Annotated in this window: 17 protein-coding genes; 4 read left to right on the forward strand and 13 right to left on the reverse strand. The window is 71.2% G+C overall.

What is annotated here, in order from left to right:
• Positions 1–41: 41 nt before the first annotated feature.
• The 4 genes from ACFPQ9_RS27650 to ACFPQ9_RS27665 all read right to left on the reverse strand — a co-directional run bounded on the left by ACFPQ9_RS27650 (position 42) and on the right by ACFPQ9_RS27665 (position 4,249).
• Positions 42–1,187 (reverse strand): dipeptidase, encoded by a 1,146-nt coding sequence (locus ACFPQ9_RS27650; protein WP_380858857.1) that lies wholly within the window; start codon positions 1,185–1,187, stop codon positions 42–44.
• A gap of 151 nt (positions 1,188–1,338) precedes the next feature.
• Positions 1,339–2,523 (reverse strand): dipeptidase, encoded by a 1,185-nt coding sequence (locus ACFPQ9_RS27655; RefSeq protein ID WP_380858860.1) that lies wholly within the window; start codon positions 2,521–2,523, stop codon positions 1,339–1,341.
• 5 nt (positions 2,524–2,528) lie between these two features.
• A complete protein-coding gene (gene purE / locus ACFPQ9_RS27660) occupies positions 2,529–3,032 on the reverse strand; it encodes a 5-(carboxyamino)imidazole ribonucleotide mutase (RefSeq protein ID WP_380858863.1) in 504 nt (167 codons plus the stop codon).
• A gap of 77 nt (positions 3,033–3,109) precedes the next feature.
• A complete protein-coding gene (locus ACFPQ9_RS27665; RefSeq protein ID WP_380858866.1) occupies positions 3,110–4,249 on the reverse strand; it encodes a 5-(carboxyamino)imidazole ribonucleotide synthase in 1,140 nt (379 codons plus the stop codon).
• Positions 4,250–4,420: 171 nt separating this feature from the next.
• Between ACFPQ9_RS27665 and ACFPQ9_RS27670 the strand changes: the two genes are divergently transcribed.
• Positions 4,421–4,981: a GtrA family protein gene (locus ACFPQ9_RS27670; protein ID WP_380858869.1), complete on the forward strand. Its 561-nt coding sequence runs from the start codon at positions 4,421–4,423 to the stop codon at positions 4,979–4,981.
• A gap of 8 nt (positions 4,982–4,989) precedes the next feature.
• Here ACFPQ9_RS27670 and ACFPQ9_RS27675 read toward each other — a convergent pair whose 3' ends face one another.
• Together ACFPQ9_RS27675 and ACFPQ9_RS27680 are read right to left on the reverse strand one after the other, a co-directional pair.
• Positions 4,990–6,261 (reverse strand): ATP-binding protein, encoded by a 1,272-nt coding sequence (locus tag ACFPQ9_RS27675; protein WP_380858872.1) that lies wholly within the window; start codon positions 6,259–6,261, stop codon positions 4,990–4,992.
• A gap of 73 nt (positions 6,262–6,334) precedes the next feature.
• Complete coding sequence (locus tag ACFPQ9_RS27680) at positions 6,335–7,012, reverse strand: response regulator transcription factor (protein WP_107905766.1); 678 nt, start codon at positions 7,010–7,012, stop codon at positions 6,335–6,337.
• Positions 7,013–7,527: 515 nt separating this feature from the next.
• Between ACFPQ9_RS27680 and ACFPQ9_RS27685 the strand changes: the two genes are divergently transcribed.
• Positions 7,528–9,024, forward strand: a complete 1,497-nt coding sequence (locus ACFPQ9_RS27685; RefSeq protein WP_380858877.1) for an oligopeptide:H+ symporter — start codon at positions 7,528–7,530, stop codon at positions 9,022–9,024.
• A 105-nt stretch (positions 9,025–9,129) separates the two neighbouring features.
• Here ACFPQ9_RS27685 and ACFPQ9_RS27690 read toward each other — a convergent pair whose 3' ends face one another.
• The 7 genes from ACFPQ9_RS27690 to ACFPQ9_RS27720 form a co-directional block, all read right to left on the reverse strand.
• Positions 9,130–10,452 (reverse strand): hypothetical protein, encoded by a 1,323-nt coding sequence (locus ACFPQ9_RS27690; protein WP_465269586.1) that lies wholly within the window; start codon positions 10,450–10,452, stop codon positions 9,130–9,132.
• 62 nt (positions 10,453–10,514) lie between these two features.
• Positions 10,515–11,600, reverse strand: coding sequence for a hypothetical protein (locus ACFPQ9_RS27695; protein WP_380858883.1), 1,086 nt, complete (start codon positions 11,598–11,600; stop codon positions 10,515–10,517).
• A complete protein-coding gene (locus ACFPQ9_RS27700) occupies positions 11,597–12,430 on the reverse strand; it encodes a hypothetical protein (protein ID WP_380858886.1) in 834 nt (277 codons plus the stop codon). The genes ACFPQ9_RS27695 and ACFPQ9_RS27700 overlap by 4 nt, the downstream gene beginning before the upstream one ends.
• A 96-nt stretch (positions 12,431–12,526) precedes the next feature.
• Positions 12,527–13,198 carry an LPXTG cell wall anchor domain-containing protein gene (locus tag ACFPQ9_RS27705; protein ID WP_380858889.1) on the reverse strand — a complete coding sequence of 224 codons (672 nt, stop codon included), beginning with the start codon at positions 13,196–13,198 and terminating at the stop codon, positions 12,527–12,529.
• A gap of 146 nt (positions 13,199–13,344) precedes the next feature.
• A complete protein-coding gene (gene serS, locus ACFPQ9_RS27710; protein ID WP_380858892.1) occupies positions 13,345–14,613 on the reverse strand; it encodes a serine--tRNA ligase in 1,269 nt (422 codons plus the stop codon).
• Positions 14,614–14,964: 351 nt separating this feature from the next.
• Positions 14,965–15,567: an ATP-binding protein gene (locus tag ACFPQ9_RS27715; protein ID WP_380858895.1), complete on the reverse strand. Its 603-nt coding sequence runs from the start codon at positions 15,565–15,567 to the stop codon at positions 14,965–14,967.
• Positions 15,568–15,803: 236 nt separating this feature from the next.
• Entirely contained in the window at positions 15,804–16,190 is a 387-nt protein-coding gene (locus ACFPQ9_RS27720) for an STAS domain-containing protein (protein WP_380858898.1), read from the reverse strand.
• Positions 16,191–16,427: 237 nt separating this feature from the next.
• Between ACFPQ9_RS27720 and ACFPQ9_RS27725 the strand changes: the two genes are divergently transcribed.
• Positions 16,428–17,378 carry an RNA polymerase sigma factor SigF gene (locus ACFPQ9_RS27725; RefSeq protein ID WP_380858901.1) on the forward strand — a complete coding sequence of 317 codons (951 nt, stop codon included), beginning with the start codon at positions 16,428–16,430 and terminating at the stop codon, positions 17,376–17,378.
• A 230-nt stretch (positions 17,379–17,608) separates the two neighbouring features.
• Positions 17,609–19,210: a ricin-type beta-trefoil lectin domain protein gene (locus ACFPQ9_RS27730; protein WP_380858904.1), complete on the forward strand. Its 1,602-nt coding sequence runs from the start codon at positions 17,609–17,611 to the stop codon at positions 19,208–19,210.
• Positions 19,211–19,235 lie beyond the last annotated feature (25 nt).

The raw sequence follows: 19,235 nt of genomic DNA on the forward strand, positions 1-19,235 counted from the left end.
TAATCTGATGCGTCACTCAAGGCCTCACCCGGCTCGGGCCGCTACCCGTCCAGTTCGGCGATCTTCATCGTCGACGGCTCCCGGCGCCGCTGTGCCTCCCGGGCCTTGAAGTCGGCCTCGCGCAGTACGCGCTGAACGTTGCCCCAGGTCAGCAGGGCGATATCGGACTCCGGCCAGCCCCGGCGCAGCAGTTCGGCGATGAGGTGCGGGTAGCAGGAGGCGTCGCTGAGGTCCTGCGGATGGGCGGCGCCTGCGTCATAGGTGCCGGACAGGCCGACGCACTCGGGGCCGGCGACCTCGCGCACATGGTCGAGATGGTCGGCGACGTCCCGGACGGACGGGCCGGTCTGCTCGGCGGTGAGCGGCACCATGCACAGGCCCCGCACCGCGCTCAGCGCGGCCAGCAGGTCGTCGGGGAGGTTGGCAGGATGCGGGCGCAGGGCGCGGGCGGCCGAGCGGGCGCACAGGACCGGTGCCTTGGACACCGCGCACGCCCGGCGCACCGTGTCCTCGGAGGCGCCGGAGAGGTCGGCCAGCACCCCGAGGCGGTTCATCTCGCGCAGCACCTCCTCGCCGAACCTGGTCAGCCCCGACTCGCTCGCCCAGGAGACGCCGGACAGCGTCAGGGCACGCAGCCCGAGGCCGTGCAGGGAGCGCAGGATGCCGAGCGAGTCGCCGAGCGCGGCGGCTCCCGCCGGTCCCGGCAGCACGGCGACCCGGCCGCTGTGGCGTGCGTCGGTGATCGGGCCGGAGGCGTCGGCCAGGCGCAGCCCCTCGGCATGGGCCCGTACGACGGTCTTGACCAGGTCCAGCTGCTCCAGCGTGGCGCCGACGGCCCGGTCCCCGTCCAGCGCCTCGGGCAGGTGCAGTGCCCAGAACAGCGCGCCGACATGGCCCTCACGCATCCTCGGCACATCGGTGTCGACGGCGCTCTCGCCGAGCTCCAGGTCGAACCAGGACAGCCGGCGCAGCGCCCACGGCAGTCCGCTGTAGCCGTCGGCGACGGGATGTGCGGCCAGCAGGCGGTGGGCGCGGGCCAGGCGATCGGTGCGGGAGTCCTCACCCGGGTCGGCGACGGGTTCGGGCGGGGCGGCGGGCTCGGGCGGGGCGGCGGGCAGCGGTTCCGGCAGATCACCTATCTCACCGACCTCGGGGCCGGCGTCCGCGTCGTACTTGAGGTCTGCCATGGCGGTCTCCGTACGTGATCGACGTACTGATCAGCAGTACGGTTCACCGTCGCACGGACCCGCGCGTCCTTCCTGGTGGACGGGGCGTTCGGGGGTACGCCGGGCACCTCGGGACACCGGGCGGGGCGACCGGCCGCCCCGCCCTCGGCGCTCAGCCGTCCAGCGCCTCGATGGTCGCGTTGGACGGGCCCCGCGTCGTGCGGAGGTCACGGGCCACGTCCTCCGCCGCGCCCAGCACCCGTACCGCGTTCTGCCAGGTCAGCTTGGCCAGATCGGGCTCGGACCAGCCGCGGTCCAGCAGCTCGGCGATCAGGTTGGGGTAGCCGGAGACGTCGTTCAGACCGTCCGGGGTGAAGGCCGTGCCGTCGTAGTCGCCGCCGATGCCGAGGTGGTCGACGCCGACGACCTCGCGCATATGGTCCAGATGGTCGGCGACCGTGGACACCGTGGCGATCGGGCGCGGGTTGGACTCCTCGAAGGCGCGGTGCACCTTCATCGCCTCGGCGGTGGTGTCGAGGTGGTGGAAGCCGTGCGCGCGCATGTTCTCGTCGGCCGCGACCGTCCAGTCGACCGCCGCCTGGAGCACGAACTTCGGCACGAACGTCACCATCGCGACGCCGCCGTTGCCGGGCAGCCGCTCCAGCACGTCGTCCGGGATGTTGCGCGGGTGGTCGCACACCGCGCGGGCGGAGGAGTGGGAGAAGATCACCGGGGCCGACGTGGCGTCCAGGGCGTCGCGCATCGTCGTCGGCGCCACGTGCGAGAGGTCGACCAGCATGCCCTCGCGGTTCATCTCCCGCACGACCTCGCGGCCGAAGGCCGACAGGCCGCCCACGCCGGGTTCGTCCGTCGCCGAGTCCGCCCACGCGATGTTGTCGTTGTGCGTGAGCGTCATGTAGCGGACGCCGAGCGCGTACAGGGCCCGCAGCGTGGCGAGGGAGTTCGCGATGGAGTGCCCGCCCTCCGCTCCCATCAGGGAGGCGATACGGCCCTCCGCGCGGGCCGCCTCCATGTCCGCCGCCGTCAGCGCCGGGCGCAGGTCGGCCGGGTAGCGCGCCATCAACTGCCGTACGCAGTCAATCTGTTCGAGGGTGGCGCTGACCGCCTTGTCGCCGGCGTAGTCGGACCGCACGTACACCGACCAGAACTGCGCGCCGACGCCGCCCTCGCGCAGGCGGGGGATGTCGGTGTGCAGATGGGCGCCCTGGTCGGCGGCGATGTCGCGGGCGTCGAGGTCGTAGTTGACCTGTGCGCGCAGCGCCCAGGGGAGGTCGTTGTGGCCGTCGACCACGGGGAACTCGCGCAGCAGTTCCCGGGCTGCCTCCAGGGAGGTCATCGGCGTCACTTCCCCGCGCCGAAGCCGAACCCGCCCGCTCCCTCGACCTTGGCGCGCAGGCGCTTGCCCTTCTCGGTGGCCTGGTCGTTCAGATCCTGCTGGAACTCGCGCATCCGCTGGAGCAGGTCCTCGTCGTGGGTGGCGAGGATGCGGGCGGCGAGCAGACCGGCGTTGCGCGCACCGGCGACCGAGACCGTGGCGACCGGGACACCGGCCGGCATCTGCACGATCGACAGCAGGGAGTCCATGCCGTCGAGGTACTTCAGCGGGACGGGCACGCCGATCACCGGGAGGGGCGTGACGGAGGCGAGCATGCCCGGGAGGTGGGCGGCGCCGCCCGCCCCGGCGATGATCACCTTCAGTCCGCGCTCGGCCGCCCGCTCGCCGTAGGTGACCATCTCGCGCGGCATGCGGTGCGCGGAGACGACGTCGACCTCGTAGTCGATCTCGAACTCGTCGAGGGCCTGGGCGGCTGCCTCCATGACGGGCCAGTCGGAGTCCGAACCCATGACGATGCCAACCGATGGATAGGGGCGCGCGTCAGCGCTCGTTGAGGGGTGGTGGTCGGGCGACGGGTGGGCGGGGCTCATTCGGTGATCGTGCCTCTCAGGTAGCCGGCAGCGTGACGGGCGCGCTCCAGCACGTCGTCCAGGTCGTCGCCGTAGGTGTTGACATGTCCGACCTTGCGGCCGGGCTTCACGTCCTTGCCGTACATGTGGATCTTCAGCTGGGGGTCGCGGGCCATGCAGTGCAGATACGCGGAGTACATGTCCGGGTAGTCGCCGCCCAGGACGTTGACCATGACGGTCCACTTCGCGCGCGGGCGCGGGTCGCCGAGGGGGAGGTCGAGGACGGCCCGGACATGGTTGGCGAACTGCGAGGTGATGGCGCCGTCCTGGCTCCAGTGGCCCGAGTTGTGCGGACGCATCGCGAGCTCGTTGACGAGGATGCGGCCGTCGCGGGTCTGGAACAGCTCGACCGCGAGATGGCCGACGACGCCGAGCTCCTTGGCGATGGTCAGGGCCATCTCCTCGGCCTTCAGCGCGAGGGCCTCGTCGAGGTCGGGGGCGGGTGCGATGACGGTGTCACAGACGCCGCCCACCTGCTGGGACTCCACGACCGGGTAGGCGACGGCCTGGCCGTGCGGCGACCGTACGACGTTGGCGGCGAGCTCGCGGACGTAGTCGACCTTCTCCTCGGCGAGGACGGGCACACCGGCGCGGAAGGGGTCCTCCGCCTCGGCCACGCTGTCCACGACCCAGACACCCTTGCCGTCGTAGCCGCCGCGGACGGTCTTGAGCACGACCGGGAAGCCGTCGCCCTCGGCCGCGAACGCGGCGACGTCCTGCGGGTCGCTCACGATGCGGTGCCGGGGGCACGGCACACCGATCGCATCGAGCCTCGCGCGCATCACTCCCTTGTCCTGGGCGTGCACGAGCGCGTCGGGGCCCGGGCGGACGGGGATGCCGTCCGCCTCCAGAGCCCTGAGGTGCTCGGTGGGTACATGTTCGTGATCGAAGGTGATCACATCGCACCCGCGGGCGAACTCGCGCAGCGTGTCGAGGTCGCGATAGTCGCCGATGACGACATCGCTGACGACTTGCGCCGCGGAATCCTGCGGGGTGTCACTGAGGAGCTTGAACCTGATGCCGAGCGGGATGCCTGCCTCGTGTGTCATACGAGCGAGCTGGCCCCCGCCGACCATGCCGACTACCGGGAACGTCACGCCCCTAGGGTATCGGCCGCTCCGGGGCGACCCTCTTACCGGACTTTTCCGGGTCTCTTCCCCGTCGTATGAGCTCACCCACAGGCAATCGCGGAGGGGGGTGGTTAGCATGGCTGAGTTGACGAAACGACCGACGTCGACGAAACCGACCGACAGGGAGCCTTCACAACCATGGGACGTGGTTCCTCGGGGCTTCATGCGTCGCCTCCGGTGTCCGGGAAATCCGTACGGCAGCGCTTCGACCTGCTGGTGCGTGAGGTCGCCAAGTTCGGTGCGGTGGGTGGAGCGGGGCTCCTCGTCAACCTCCTCGTGTTCAACCTGGTGCGGCATGTCACCGACCTCCAGGTGGTGCGGGCGAGCGTCATCGCGACGGTCGTGGCGATCATCTTCAACTACATCGGCTTCCGGTACTTCACCTACCGGGATCGCGACAAGAGCCGCCGCACCAAGGAACTGAGCCTGTTCCTGGTGTTCAGCGCGGCCGGCCTGGTGATCGAGAACGGTGTGCTGTACGCGGCGACCTACGGCTTCGGCTGGGACAGCCCGCTGCAGAGCAACATCTTCAAGTTCCTCGGCATCGGCGTCGCGACCCTGTTCCGCTTCTGGTCGTACCGCACGTGGGTGTTCCGTGCGCTGCCGGCGCAGGAGCCGGCGCCGTCCGCCGAATCGTTCCTGGAGCCCCCGCGCGGGCCTGCACCGCAGGAGCGCCGGGTCGGCCAGCGCGCGGCCTGAACGGCCCGCTATCTGACCGTCTGCCCCGCGTCCTGCGCCTTCTTCGGGGGCTGGGTGCGGGACAGGAACAACGCCATGACCGGGGGCTTGGCCTGCAGCATCTCCAGCCGGCCGCCGTCGGCCTCGGCCAGGTCCCGGGCCACCGCGAGGCCGATGCCCGTGGAGTTACGGCCGCTGATGGCGCGCTCGAAGATGCGGGCGCCGAGGTCGCCGGGGACGCCGGGGCCCTCGTCCGTCACCTCGATCACGGCCTGGTTGCCGGTCACCCGGGTGCGCAGCGCCACCGTGCCACCGCCGTGCATGAGGGAGTTCTCGATCAGGGCGGCGAGCACCTGCGCCACGGCGCCGGGCGTGCCGACCGCCTGCAGGTGCCGCTTGCCGGAGCTGACGATGGCCCGGCCCACGCTGCGGTAGGCGGGCCGCCACTCCGCCAGCTGCTGCTGGATGACCTCGTCGAGGTCGAAGGTGACGGCGGAGCCGGTGCGCGGGTCGCGGGAGTTGGTCAGCAGGCGCTGGACGACGTCCGTGAGGCGCTCCACCTGCGTCAGCGCGATGGTCGCCTCGTCCTTCACCGTGTCGGGATCGTCGGTGAGGGTGATCTCCTCCAGGCGCATGGACAGCGCGGTGAGCGGGGTGCGCAGCTGGTGGGAGGCGTCGGCGGCCAGCCGCCGCTCCGCCGTCAGCATGCGCGCGATGCGCTCGGCCGAGGAGTCCAGCACATCCGCCACCCGGTCCAGCTCGGGCACGCCGTACCGCTTGTGCCGGGGCCGGGGGTCGCCCGAGCCGAGGCGTTCCGCCGTCTCCGCGAGGTCGGTGAGGGGCGAGGCCAGCCGGTTCGCCTGGCGTACCGCGAGCAGCACCGCCGCGATCACCGCGAGGAGGGCCACGGCCGCGATGATCAGCAGCGTACGGCCGACCTCCCGGGTCACCGACGAGCGCGGCTCCTGCACGGTGACCGTCTCGCCCTCCTCGCCGGTCTCCGTGGCGCTGATGACGTCGCCGGTCGGCTTGGTGCCGACCTCGATCACCGGCTTCCGCGGGATCCGGATCTCGGCGTAGCGGTCCCCCTGGATCTGGTCCCGCAGCACCTTCGCGTCGACGGTCTCCTCGCCGAGCAGCCGGCTGTCCACGATGCTGGCGAGCCGTACCGCCTCGGTGTCCACCCGCTCCTGCGCGGTGCTGGTGATGGTCCGCGTCTCGACGATCACCAGTGACACGCCGAAGACGGCGATCACGACGAGAACGACGGCGAGGGTGGACTGGATCAGTCGACGGCGCATGCCCTGCTACTTACCTGTACGGCCTGGATACCGGGAATCACTACCTGTACGGCCTGGATCTGGATACCGGGACTCAGCTCTTCTCGAAACGGAAGCCCACGCCGCGCACCGTCGCGATGTAGCGGGGGTTGGCCGCGTCGTCGCCCAGCTTCTTGCGCAGCCAGGAGATGTGCATGTCGAGCGTCTTGGTCGAGGACCACCAGGTCGTGTCCCAGACCTCGCGCATCAGCTGGTCCCGGGTCACCACCCGGCCGGCGTCGCGCACCAGCACCCGCAGCAGGTCGAACTCCTTCGCGGTGAGCTGGAGCTCCTCGTCGCCCATCCAGGCCCGGTGCGACTCGACGTCGATCCGTACGCCGTGGGTGGCCGGCGGCTGCTGCGGCTCGGCCGCCCCGCGCCGCAGCAGGGCCCGGACCCGGGCGAGCAGCTCGGCCAGCCGGAACGGCTTGGTGACGTAGTCGTCGGCGCCCGCGTCCAGGCCCACGACGGTGTCCACCTCGTCGGCGCGCGCGGTGAGGATGAGGACCGGCACGGTGTGACCCTCGGCACGCAGTCGCCGGGCCACCTCCAGGCCGTCCATGCCGGGCAGGCCGAGGTCCAGCACGACCAGGTCGATGCCGCCCTGCATGCCGGCGTCGAGCGCGGTGGGGCCGTCCTCACGCACCTCGACCTCGTACCCTTCCCGGCGCAGTGCGCGGGCCAGCGGCTCCGAAATGGACGCGTCGTCCTCGGCGAGCAGTACTCGGGTCATGAGGTGATGGTAGTCCGCCCATGACAAGAGCTGGAGGGTGATCGACCGCCCCGATTCTCACCCGTCCCGGGCGTGTCTCTTACCTTCGGCTGCTCTGGTACAGACCTGTGCCGCCGGGATGCGATCCTGGAGAGGACCGTGGGAAGGACCTTGGAAAGGGTGTCCGCGGTTCCCTCGACACCTGTGATCCGCATCTCAAGTCCTTCCAATTCAGGCGGTGTCCTGACGTATGGTGAATCTACGCCCGTAGCACTGCGGGGACCTTCGGCTCACTTGACGCCGAGGGTCTCTTTTGTGTGCGGGACCGGTCCCCGCCGGTCCCGACAGGAATGACCTGTGGCCGGGCCCCCGAAGGCGGGGGCGTGGATCCCGACGGTTGCCGTCATCCCCTCCGTGATCCGGAGCGGACTGCCCCCGGGCGTGGGGCGGACGGCCGTGTCCGCCGGTGCCGGCCGCCCCCACCGGGCGCGTGGACGATCTACGTCGGTACGCGTCCCGACCAGCAAGGAACGACCATGGCGTCCAGCCTGACGAAGGACTCGGCCCGCCCGGGCACCCCCGGCTCCGAGCGCACCTTCTTCGGCCACCCCCGCGGACTGGCCACTCTCTTCATGACCGAGATGTGGGAGAGGTTCTCCTACTACGGCATGAGGGCACTGCTCCCGCTGTACCTGGTCGCTCCGGGCGGCCTGCACCTCAACCCGGCGACGGCGACCGCGATCTACTCGGTCTACGTGTCGATGGTGTACCTGCTCACCATGCCCGGCGGCTGGTTCGGCGACCGGGTCTGGGGCCCGCGCAAGACCGTCGCCGTGGCCGGCGGCGTCATCATGCTCGGCCACCTCACGCTGGCCCTGCCGTCCTCCGGCACGTTCTACGCCGGCCTCGGCCTGGTGGCGATCGGCTCGGGTCTGCTGAAGGCCAACATCTCCACGATGGTCGGCCAGCTCTACGACGGCCCGTCCGACCCGCGCCGCGACGGTGGCTTCACCGTCTTCTACATGGGCATCAACCTCGGTGCCTTCGCCGCGCCGCTGATCATCGGCACCATCGGTGAGAACGTCAACTGGCACCTGGGCTTCGCACTCGCAGCGCTCGGCATGGCGCTGGGTCTGGCCCAGTTCCTGATCGGCTCGCGCCACCTGTCCGAGCGCTCCAGCGTCGTCCCGACGCCGCTGTCCGCCGAGGAGAAGTCCTCGACCCTGCGCAAGGCGGCGATCTGGGCCGGTATCGCGGTCGTCTTCTACGCGATCGTCGGCTTCTCCGGCCACTACACGCTGAACTGGATCCTGGTCCCGCTGACCCTGCTCGGCGTGATCGTCCCGACGATGGTCCTGATCCGCATCAAGCGCGACAAGGACCTGGACCGCGGCGAGCAGTCGAAGATGTCCGCGTACATCTGGTTCTTCGTGGCCGCGGCCGTCTTCTGGATGATCTACGACCAGGGCGGCTCGACCCTGTCGATCTTCGCCGACGGTTCCGCCGAGAACAGCGTCTTCGGCTGGGACTTCCCGGTCTCCTGGTACCAGTCGGTCAACCCGGTCCTGATCATGGCGCTGGCCCCGGTCTTCGCCTGGTTCTGGCTGGCGCTGAACCGGCGCGGCAAGGAGCCGAGCACGATCGTGAAGTTCGGCTCGGGTCTGGTCCTGGTCGGCGCGTCCTTCTTCCTCTTCCTGGCCCCGCTGTCGATCGCCGAGGGCGGTCACAAGGCGGCCGCGATGTGGCTGGTGGCGATCTACTTCGTCCAGACCGTCGGTGAGCTGCTGCTGTCCCCGGTGGGTCTGTCGGTGACGACGAAGATGGCGCCGGCGAAGTACGCCTCACAGATGATGGGCGTCTGGTTCCTGGCCGTCACCGCCGGTGACGCCACGACCGGTCTGCTCTCCATCGCCGGTGTCGACCTGAACAAGACGGGCGTCGTGACCTTGGAGGCGACGCTTGCCGTGATCGCCGGTGCGGCCGTGTGGATGTACCGGAAGAACGTCAAGTCGCTCATGGGCGACGTGCGCTAGCGCTGTGCCTTGGCCGGACGGGGCCGTTGCACCCACGTGGGTGGAGCGGCCCCGTCGGCTTTGCCGCTGTGCGCGGTTCCCCGCACCCCCAGACAAAGCGGTTGCTCAGCGCACTCGACGCCTCGGCATGAACGTGAAGACCGCTCCCCCTAGCAGCAGTGCCGTTCCCGCCACCAGGCCCAGGGCCTTCAGGGCGCCGTGGTCCTCGGCGCCCGTCGCCGCCAGGCCGCCGTTCGTCGACGAGCCGCCGGCGGAACCGCCCGCCGAGCCTCCGGCCGAGCCGCCGCCCGACGCCCCGCTCGCCTGCTCGGTCGTGTCCAGGGTCAGGGACACCTCCGACTTCGCCGGCGTGCAGGTGGTCGTCGTGCCCAGGGCCTCGATCGTCAGGACGCCCGGCGACAGTGTCGACTCGCCGCTCGCGCCAGGCTTGTACGTCCCCGTCAGGTCGGGGATCTCGATGGGCTCGCCCGATTTGATGTCCTCGGAGTTGGTCGGGCCCTCGACATGGACCGTGCCCTTGTCGGCGCCGCCCAGCGCGACCTCCATCGACGGCTTGACCGAGTCCTTGGGGATGTCGGCGGGGCTGTCCATCACCGACTTCTTGAACTGGACCGTCAGGTCGAAGTTCTCGCCGCTCTTCTTGGCGTTGATCTGGACCGGCGAGGTCGCGTTCTTGTCGCCGATGGGTGTCTTGCACTCGTAGGGGACCTGGACCTCCTTGCCCGTGAAGTCGGTCTGGCCGCCACCGCCCCCGGTTCCGCCACCGGTGCTCGTACCGCCGTCGTCCCCGCCCGTCTCGCTCTCACTCGGCGTCGGGCTGGAGGACCCGGTGGGCAGGCCGGTCGGCACGCTCGTCGGCAGCGTCGGGATCACCGTGGGCAGATCTCCCGTCGTACCGCCGGAGTTCCCGCCCCCGTCCGTCACCTTCACCTTGATCGTCGCCGCCTTGTTCACCGTCTCCTTGGGCGCGCACTTGGTGTCCGTGGAGATCGGCTTGTTGACGTTGATGTTGTACGCGTCCGGCGTCAGCGTCACCTCGCCCGGCGCCGTCAGCTTCAGCTTGCCCTTCATGTCGGACAGCTTCATGTCGGTGTTCTTGGGGATCGGCGGGTTCTCCCGCGGGCCCTGCATGGCGATGTCCCCGGTCTGCGCGCCGGCCGCCTTCAGGGTGCCCGTCGGCTGGACCGTGTTCGCCTCCAGGTCGAGGATGTTCGGATTCTTGGACGCCGCCTGGACGAACTTCCAGACGACCTCCACCTCGTCACCGACCTTCGCCTCGGCGGGCGCGGTGATCTCCACCTTCGTCGTGCCCTGGACCGGCGGCAGCCCGGAGATGGCGGGCGGGATGCACTCGGTCGCGTACGCCACCTCCGCCGCCCGGGCGGTCCCGGCGCTCACGCCGAGCAGGACGCCCGCACCGCCGAGCATCAGGGCGGCGCCGGCCGCACTCGCTCTCCTGGGCCGGGCCGGTATGGCTCTCCTTGGCTTGCTCACGGGGGTCCCTTCCTGGTCGGAGCCGTAGGACTCGTCGGGGTGTCGTCGTGCGGTGCGGAGAGCCGGCCGGCCGTGCCCGGATCGCTGTCCGGGGTGAACCACGGCAGGGCCGAAGGGGGTGGAGCCGCGTGCCTCGCCTCTTCGCGGGGCCTGAGCCCCGGGAGGCGAAGGGCGACTTCGGGCAGGCGCAGGCCCCGGCGGCGGGCCGACCGCCGTGGCCGTATCCGGTCCACCACCGCCATCCCGACGCGGAACAGCGCCGCCGGTACGACGAGACAGACCAGGATCCAGAACAGGGTCACGCCCCAGGGCCGGCCCACGCCCCAGGGCTGCTCGGCCATCACCTTGCCGCCGTACTTCAGGGAGACCGTGTAGTCGCCGTGTGCCCCGGCGGCGAGCTCGACCGGCAGCTCGATGCGGGCCTTGCGACCGGGCTGGATCGTGCCGCGCCACTGCTGTTCCTCCCACTGCGGGGCGAACACGCCGTGGGAGGTGCCGACCTGGAAGACCGGGTTCTTGACGGCGGAGGTGCCGACGTTGCCCACGGTGAACACGAACGTGCGGGCCGGCGGTGCGCCGAACCAGGTGAGCAGGCCGCTCGATCCGTCCAGCCGGGTGTCCGTGAGGACCGACAGACGTCCGCCCGCCGGTTCCGCGGGCAGCGGCTCGACCGCATGTCCGGCGACCTGGAGGATCGCGTCGGCCTCGGCCTTCGGTCCGGTCGCCGTGGCCACGTGCACCACGCACGGGCACGGCACGGGCGGCTCCGCCACCGGCAGCTTCCGGCTGAAGCGCCCTTCGCCGTCCGTGGTCACGGCCCGGCCGTCCGCGTTGGCGCAGGAGTTGGTGCCTCCGGTCACCCCGGTAGACGGCACGGACTGGCCGCAGATCAGGAGCATCAGCAGCACCCGCGGCCGCCAGCCGCTGCCGGTCACCGTGACCGAACCACCGGTCCCCGCCTGCGACTTGGACAGCTTCACGGCGGGCGGATCGTCGGCCGCCGAGGCACTCGGGGCCGCCATCGGCAGCAACAGCAGCGCCAGTACCGTCACCAGCGCCGGAATCCGCACCCTGCCCCTCACGTCCCCGCTCCCGTCAACTCTGGCCGCTGCAAGGGCTGTTCGACTTCGATCGGCTCGCCGTCATGGGGCCTGCGGCGCCTTCGGCGTCGTACGGCGAACAGGGTGCCCGCCGCCGCGAACACCCCCGCGGCACCCGCCACCGTGCCCCACGGCACGAACCGCACCGACACCTGCGCGGTGTCGCCCGCCCCGCCCGCCGCCGTCACCGTCAGCCGCACGTCGACCGCGTCGAGCCCTGGCCGGTCCGGCCAGGGCTCGGTGAACTTCGTACGGCTGCCCGGGGGCAGGTCGACGGGGAGACTGCGCGCGGTACGGTCCAGAAGGCGGCCGAAGACACCGTCGGCGCGCACCGCCAGCTTCGGCGCGAGGGTCGTCGTACCGCGGTTGACCAGCTCATAGGCGATACGGTCGCCGCGCACCGCCACATGTTCGACGGTCAGCGCGGACAGCTCCGGAAGGGCGACACGGAGCCGGATCTGGACACGTCGCTCGCGGCCGTCCGCGTCACGGGCGGCGATCTCGACGCTGCGGTCGGCGGCCGGCACGGTCACCGTGAAGGGAATGTCGGCGCGAGTGCGGCCCGGCACACGGATGGTGCCGTCCCGGAACGTGACGCCGGGACCGCGCAGCCGGACGGTGACGGCGCCACTGCCCGGGTTGGTCACTGACACCGCGTCCTGCAGGACCGCCCCCGGCTCACCCTCGCCGTAAATGGACGGCCGCCCACCGCCGACGGGCGCGAGGGACCACCCTTCGGCGGCGGTCGCCGACGGAGCAACGCCGAGCAGCACGAGCAACGACAGACACAGGACACGAACGGCCAACAACATGGGCGGCTCCACCAAACCAACAGCACGGCAGCGCCCCGTCAGGGGCGCGGGGAACTGCGCGACCAGCCACAACGGCGCCGCGGACGAACGACGCCCTCAGACCCGCTGCCTCCGCGTAACCCACAACACCCCGGCCGCCCCGGCAAGCAACACGGTCCCCCCGAGTGTGCCGAGCGCGATCGCCGAGTCCTCGGGGCCGGTCTGCGGGAGTTCGGAGCCGGAGCCGGAGCCGCTCTGGGTCCCGCCGCCCCCGCCGGCCGCCGCCGTCACGTCGAGGCTCAGTGACGGCCCGGGGCTGTTGCTCGGCGTGCACGTGGTGGTCGTGCCGAGGGCCTTGATGGTGAGGATGCCCGCGGTGAAGGTGACCTTGCCGGTCTTCTTCGGGGTGTACGTGCCCGTCAAGTCGTTGATCTTGATGGGGGTGTTGGCGGGGATGGCCTCCTGGTTGGCCGGGCCGGTCACGTTCATGGTGCCGCTGTCGGCGCCGCCCAGCTTGATGGTGGCGCTCGGGTTCATCGCGCCCTTGCCCAGTTCGACCGGGCTGGACGAGACGCCCTTCTGCCACGACATGGTGATCTTGTATCCGCTGCCGCTCTTGACGCCCTTGATGTCGATGGGCGAGACGGCGCTCTTGTCGCCGATCGGCGTCTTGCAGGCGTAGTTGACGTCGACGACCTCGGCCCTGGCCGCCGGGGCGGCCATCAGCACCGCCGATCCGGCCAGGGCCGCGGCGGTCGCGAGCGCGGCGGTTCGCTTCTGCTTCGACACGGTCCCCTCATTCCTGACGGAATTCCTGACGGCACATCAGATCGGCCGTCAAGGTACGCCCGGGGACTTGAGGAAGGAAGACACGGTGCACACCGGAGTTGTGGCGATCCGGCGTGCACCGAGTGGAGGGGGTGACCATCGGTAACTCAGGGTCGGGCCGGGCCCAGGACTTCCGGCAGCCCCCACCTCCGCAGCACCTCCGGCACGGCCACCGTCCCGTCCTCCCGCTGGTGCTGCTCCAGGATCGCGGGCACCAGCCGGCTGGTGGCCAGGCCCGAGGCGTTCAGGGTGTGGACGTACGCCGCCTTGCCCCCGCCAGCCGGGCGGTACCGGATGCCGCCGCGCCGGGCCTGGTACTCACGGGCGTTCGACACCGAGCTGACCTCGGCGTACCCGCCCAGGCTGGGCAGCCAGACCTCCACGTCGTAGGTCTTGGCCTGCGCGGGGCTGGTGTCCCCGGCGGCGAGCCTGGTGACCCGGTGGTGCAGCCCGAGTCCGGCGACCAGTTCCTGCGCGCGGCCGAGCAGTTCCTGGTGCGCGGCCTCCGACTCGTCCGGGGCGGCGAACTGGAACAGCTCCACCTTGTTGAACTGGTGCCCTCGCAGCGTCCCGCGCTCCGCCGTGCGGTGGCTGCCGCTCTCCTTGCGGTAACAGGGCGTGTAGGCGACGTACCGGCGCGGCAGCTCGCGCTCGTCGAGCGTCTCGCCGCGATGCAGGTTGACCAGGGCGGTCTCGGCGGTGGGCAGCAGGAAGCGGTCGGCCACGCGGTAGACCTCGTCGGCGAACTTCGGGAACTGCCCGGCCGTGTACCCGGCCTCGTACGTCAGCAGATGCGGCGGCAGCACGAACTCGTAGCCCGCCCGGCGATGGGTGTCCAGGAAGTGGTTGAGCAGCGCCCACTCCAGGGCCGCGCCCTCGCCGCGGTAGATCCAGTGGCCGTTCCCGGCCAGGGCCGTGCCGCGCCGGTAGTCGATCAGGCCCAGCTCCTCGGCGAGCCGGACGTGGTCGCGGGCCGGGAAGGCGAAGGCGGGCGGCTCCCCCACGACCCGTACGACCTCGTTGTTCTCCTTGCCGCCGGCCGGCACGTCCTCGTCCGGGAGGTTGGGCAGGGCGTCGAGGAACTCCTGATGGCGGGCGGCGAGAGCGGCGAGGTCCGCCTCGGCCTCGGTGAGCCGTCCGGCCAGCTCACCGGCCTCGGCCCGCAGCTCGTCCGCGGGGGCGTCCGTACGGCGCCGTACGGCGATCTCGGCCGAGATCCGGCGCCGCTCGCCGCGCAGGCGCTCCACCGCGGTGCGGGCCTCGCGGAACTCGGCATCGAGCGCGAGGAAGGCCGGGATGTCGGCGTCCGCGCCGCGTTTGCGCAGGCCGGCGCGGACCTGGTCGGGGTGCTGTCGGATGAGGGTGACGTCGAGCATGGTGCTCTGCTCCGTCCGGTCGACCGGAGCGGCAGGGCCCGCCCCGGGGTGGTCCCTCGGGGCGTGGGCGAGAGGGTTGCTCGCGGTGCCACCACGCCTTCACCGCCGTACGCGGCCCTGGGGCCGCCGCGACGGTCTCGTTCGGGCCCGATGACGGGGGCCGGCCGGCGGGGCATTTCCTCCCCGCACTCGGGAGTGGATTCACCGGCGTCGCGAGGCCGCCTTCACAGCGAGGGGCGGCTCTCTCGGCTCGCGGACCCGGTTACTCGTCTCCGTCAGCGCGTTGCGGGGAGCGTAGAACAGCGTCCGGACAGGGCGGAACCGATTTTCCTCCGGGTCCGGACGGGCGCCCTACGCCGGTGCGCCCAGCTCCGCCCACACCGTCTTGCCCGCGACGCCGGGCGTGCGCACGACCCCCCAGTCCAGGCACAGCCGCTGCACGATGAACATGCCGTGGCCGCCCGGGCGCCCCGAGCGGTGCGGGGTGCGCGGGGCCGGCTGACCGGTGCCCTTGTCGGAGACCTCGACGCGGATCACCTTGTTGTCGCAGGCGATCCACATCTCGTCCGGCCCCTCGGCGTGCAGACAGGCGTTGGTGACCAGCTCGGAGACGACGAGCAGGACGTCCTCGGCGGCGGCCCGCTGGTCGGCGGTGGCGGCGGGCAGCCAGCCCCACGCGTACAGCGCCTGCCGGGCGAAGTCACGGGCGAGCGGCACGACCCCGCTCTGGTCCGCGAAGTCCAGCCTGCGGACCTGACGCCCCGCCGACGCCTCGGCGGACGCCTGGGACTCCTCGGGCCTCAGGGGCGGCACAGCGCCCCCGCCGGACGCTTCCGCCGCCGGCGCGCCCCGCTCGGCGGCCCCGGTCCCTGGCACGCCCCCCTCGGACGCTCCGGAAGCGCCGCTGGGCTCAGGGCCGCGGTCGCCCGGCGAGAAAGGCCGGGTGGTGCTCATCAGCGCTTCACCTCACCGATTCACCAGTTCAACATTCACACGATTCACAAGTCAGTACGCAGAGTCAGTACGCCGGTACACGTCCTTGCCTGATAGGTCGGTCACAGTCCCCCACCCCCGGTGGCCGACATCACAGCCGACAGGTTCAGGATGTCTCCTGCCCGACCGGGCCGAGGGAACACCCCTGTATTCGGGCCGAATGATGTGACGTCTGATGCAGTGCCGGACGCTCGGCGTCAGCCGGCGCCGTCGGACCCGTCGGCCAGGGCGTCTTCCAGCGAGTCGTGGACCGTGAAGACCGCTTCGGCCCCCGTGATCTCGAACACGCGGGCGACCACGGGCAGCATGCCCGCGAGATGCACCCCGCCACCGGCGGCCTCCGCCTTCAGCCGCGCCCCCAGCAGCACGTTCAGCCCCGTGGAGTCACAGAACTCGAGCCGCGAGCAGTCGACGACCAGTCGGCTGAAGCCTTTGCCGAGGCAATCGTCGAGTGGTTCACGCAACAAATCGGCGGTGTGGTGATCCAACTCACCCGCCGGAGTCACGACGGCACTGGAGCCCTCTTCCCGCACCTCGACCAGAAGTCGGCCAGACTGTGCGCTGCCGACCGTCCCGCGGTCCATGCCGTGTCTCACTCCCGACGTCGTGGCTGCTGACTGACGCTCTCGAACACTACGCCTTCCCTACGCCTCCCAACACCCGAACATCCACACAGAATCGGACATTTCGGACCAGAGCGCACTTGCGGTGGGCTCGGGAAAGCGGGTAGGGCTAGTAGAGACACGTAACCGACTCGGCCGGCTTGGAGGCGCCGCACACCGCAGTGCACGACAGGCTTCGGCAGCCATATGCCGAGAACGATGGAGGACATCATGTCACCCCGGCTCGACGCATCGCATACCCAGAGCGCGACGTCGGCATCCCTACCGGAGCATCCGAATCCCATCGAGCGCGACGGCGAATCGGTCGCCGTGGTCCACGAGGACGACTTCGATCAGGACGACGCTCTTGCGGGACTCCCGGACATCCCCCCGTACGACGAGGTGGGGCCGGTGGACGCGCGGGCCCTGTCCAAGACCCTCTTCGAGCGGCTGGAGTCGCTGGAGGAAGGGACCCACGAGTACGCGTACGTCCGCAACACGCTCGTCGAACTCAACCTCGCCCTGGTCAAGTTCGCCGCCTCCCGCTTCCGCTCGCGCAGCGAGCCGATGGAGGACATCATCCAGGTCGGCACCATCGGCCTGATCAAGGCGATCGACCGGTTCGAGCTGAGCCGTGGCGTGGAGTTCCCCACCTTCGCGATGCCGACGATCATCGGTGAGATCAAGCGCTTCTTCCGCGACACGTCGTGGTCGGTGCGGGTGCCGCGCCGCCTTCAGGAACTCCGGCTCGACCTGGCCAAGGCCGGTGACGAGCTGGCACAGAAGCTCGACCGCGCCCCGACGGTGGCGGAACTGGCCGAGCGCCTGGGTCTGACCAACGACGAGGTCGTCGAGGGCATGGCCGCGTCGAACGCGTACACCGCCTCCTCGCTGGACGCCCAGCCCGAGGAGGACGACGCCGAGGGCGCGCTGGCCGACCGGATCGGCTACGAGGACCACGGCATCGAGGGCATCGAGTACGTCGAGTCCCTCAAGCCCCTCATCGCCGAACTCCCGCCCCGGGACCGGAAGATCCTGTCGCTGCGGTTCGTCGCGGGCATGACCCAGTCGGAGATCGGCGAGGAACTCGGCATCTCCCAGATGCATGTGTCGCGCCTGCTGTCGCGAACCCTGATCAGGCTCAGAAAGGGACTGACGCTCGAGGAATGACCGGTCCCTCAGCGACCGGCCGCGGAGCGCGTCTCCCGCACTGTGCCCGGTGCCCCGCCGAATCTGTCGGCAGGGCACCGGGCACAGTGCGTACGGATCTTTCACCGACGACTCACGGGTTACCCACAGAAACCCTTTCCCCACGGCCCGGCTTCCTCCACTATGAGCCGTCATACCCGCCGGTAGGTCAGGAATCCGAGCGGGTCGCAAGGCTGCGAGGAGGCGGCGCGATGGCCCGGGCCGACGACGACAGGGATCGTGGGCGTGAGGAGCACGGCCACGGCGTCCACGCGGGCGCCTCCGACGCACGGCTCACCGAACTGCTGCGCGCCGACACGGCCACCGCGTTCCCGGCGCTCCAGGAACTGCGCGCCCGCCATCACGCACATGTCCTCGCCTACGCCCGGCTGTGCACCCCGAACGACTCCATGGCACGGCAGCTGGCGGCCCAGGCGTTCACCCTGGCGGCCCGTCAGACGGCGCGCGGCATCGACCCCGGCGTCCCCTGGCGGCACCAACTCCTGCTGCTGACGGCCCGGCTGGCCGGCACCTGGGCGACGGACGAGCGGGCGGCCGGCCTGGACACGGGACTGCTGCTCGTCCTGAACACGGCCGGACCCAGCGGCCCGGTCCCGGCCATGCTCACGCCGTTCCAGTCCCTGCCGCCGCGCACCCAGGGCCTGATCTGGTACGGCGTTCTCGAACGGGAGCCGGCGGAGCGGACCGCGTCCCTCCTCGGCCTGACCCGCGAGGACGTCACCTACGGCACGAACCCGGCGCTCCAGCTGCTGGCCCGCGCCTGTCTGCGCGCCCGCCTCGCCGCCTCCGACGACCCCGACTGCCCCGACTTCGGCCGGCTCATCGAGGAGTCCGTACGTCCGGACAGCCCTCGCGACAGCGCCGATCTGCAGGCCCACATGGCACGTTGTCCGCACTGCACGACGGCGTACGAGGAGCTGTCGGCGCTGCGGGACTCCCCGCGCACGGCGCTGGCGGAGGGGCTGCTGCCGTGGGGCGGTACGGGATATGCGGCGGGCGGCGCGGGCGAGTCGGCGGGGCAGCGGACCGAGGGGCTGCTCGCTGCGGGGCGCGGTCGCGCGGGCCGCAGCGGGGCGGACCGGAGCCCCGCGGACCGCCGTCGGGTCGTGCTGGTGTCGGCGGCGCTGGGCGTGGCGCTGCTGCCCCTGGTGGCGTTCCTGGTGGCGCAGGCCGGATCGGCGTCGCAGGACCCGGTGGGTGCGGCGAGCACGCCCGCGCGTGTGCCGCCGGTCGCGGTGACCGTGACGGCGACGGTCTCGCCGACACCGACGAAGCCGTCGCCCTCCCCCTCACCGTCGCGGACCTCCAAGTCCCCGTCCCCGACGAAGAGTCCGACCCCGACGAAGACCGCGCGCCCGAAGCCCACGCCGCCTCCCACGCGCCCGCCGGGCGGGACGTACGCCCAGGTCGTGAACGTCGCCTCGGGGCTGTGCCTGGACGTGGGCGGTGCTTTCTTCGACGGCACCGACGTGATCACCGCGGCCTGCTCGTCGTCCGACACCCAGCGCTGGCGGGTCGACGCGGATCGCGGATTGCTCCAGTCGGCCGCCGATCCCGACTTCTGTCTGGACAGCCGGGGTTCGACGGACCGGGGCGTCGGCATCTGGTCGTGCGACTCGGTGGACGGCCGCAACGGGCGGAACCTGATGTTCGTGGTGGACGGCGCCGGACTGATCCGCCCCGCCATCGCCTTCGGGACGGCCGTGACACCGTACGGCGGCGCCGGGGACGGACTGTCGCTGGAGCCGGCGAGCGGGAACTCCGCCCAGCGGTGGCGGGCGGGGGCGTCATGACCGGGTCGGCCCGGCGCCCCCGGGG

The sequence above is a fragment of the Streptomyces coerulescens genome (genome assembly GCF_042657965.1).
GTDB lineage: Bacteria > Actinomycetota > Actinomycetes > Streptomycetales > Streptomycetaceae > Streptomyces > Streptomyces coerulescens.

Excerpts from the sequence above, each read along its gene's own strand:
- ACFPQ9_RS27650 (WP_380858857.1), bottom strand. The coding sequence starts at position 1,187 with ATGGCAGACCTCAAGTACGACGCGGACGCCGGCCCCGAGGTCGGTGAG.
- ACFPQ9_RS27655 (WP_380858860.1), bottom strand. The coding sequence starts at position 2,523 with ATGACCTCCCTGGAGGCAGCCCGGGAACTGCTGCGCGAGTTCCCCGTG.
- purE (WP_380858863.1), bottom strand. The coding sequence starts at position 3,032 with ATGGGTTCGGACTCCGACTGGCCCGTCATGGAGGCAGCCGCCCAGGCC.
- ACFPQ9_RS27670 (WP_380858869.1), top strand. The coding sequence starts at position 4,421 with ATGGGACGTGGTTCCTCGGGGCTTCATGCGTCGCCTCCGGTGTCCGGG.
- ACFPQ9_RS27675 (WP_380858872.1), bottom strand. The coding sequence starts at position 6,261 with ATGCGCCGTCGACTGATCCAGTCCACCCTCGCCGTCGTTCTCGTCGTG.
- ACFPQ9_RS27680 (WP_107905766.1), bottom strand. The coding sequence starts at position 7,012 with ATGACCCGAGTACTGCTCGCCGAGGACGACGCGTCCATTTCGGAGCCG.
- ACFPQ9_RS27685 (WP_380858877.1), top strand. The coding sequence starts at position 7,528 with ATGGCGTCCAGCCTGACGAAGGACTCGGCCCGCCCGGGCACCCCCGGC.
- ACFPQ9_RS27690 (WP_465269586.1), bottom strand. The coding sequence starts at position 10,452 with ATGCTCGGCGGTGCGGGCGTCCTGCTCGGCGTGAGCGCCGGGACCGCC.
- ACFPQ9_RS27700 (WP_380858886.1), bottom strand. The coding sequence starts at position 12,430 with ATGTTGTTGGCCGTTCGTGTCCTGTGTCTGTCGTTGCTCGTGCTGCTC.
- serS (WP_380858892.1), bottom strand. The coding sequence starts at position 14,613 with ATGCTCGACGTCACCCTCATCCGACAGCACCCCGACCAGGTCCGCGCC.
- ACFPQ9_RS27715 (WP_380858895.1), bottom strand. The coding sequence starts at position 15,567 with ATGAGCACCACCCGGCCTTTCTCGCCGGGCGACCGCGGCCCTGAGCCC.
- ACFPQ9_RS27720 (WP_380858898.1), bottom strand. The coding sequence starts at position 16,190 with ATGGACCGCGGGACGGTCGGCAGCGCACAGTCTGGCCGACTTCTGGTC.
- ACFPQ9_RS27725 (WP_380858901.1), top strand. The coding sequence starts at position 16,428 with ATGGAGGACATCATGTCACCCCGGCTCGACGCATCGCATACCCAGAGC.
- ACFPQ9_RS27730 (WP_380858904.1), top strand. The coding sequence starts at position 17,609 with ATGGCCCGGGCCGACGACGACAGGGATCGTGGGCGTGAGGAGCACGGC.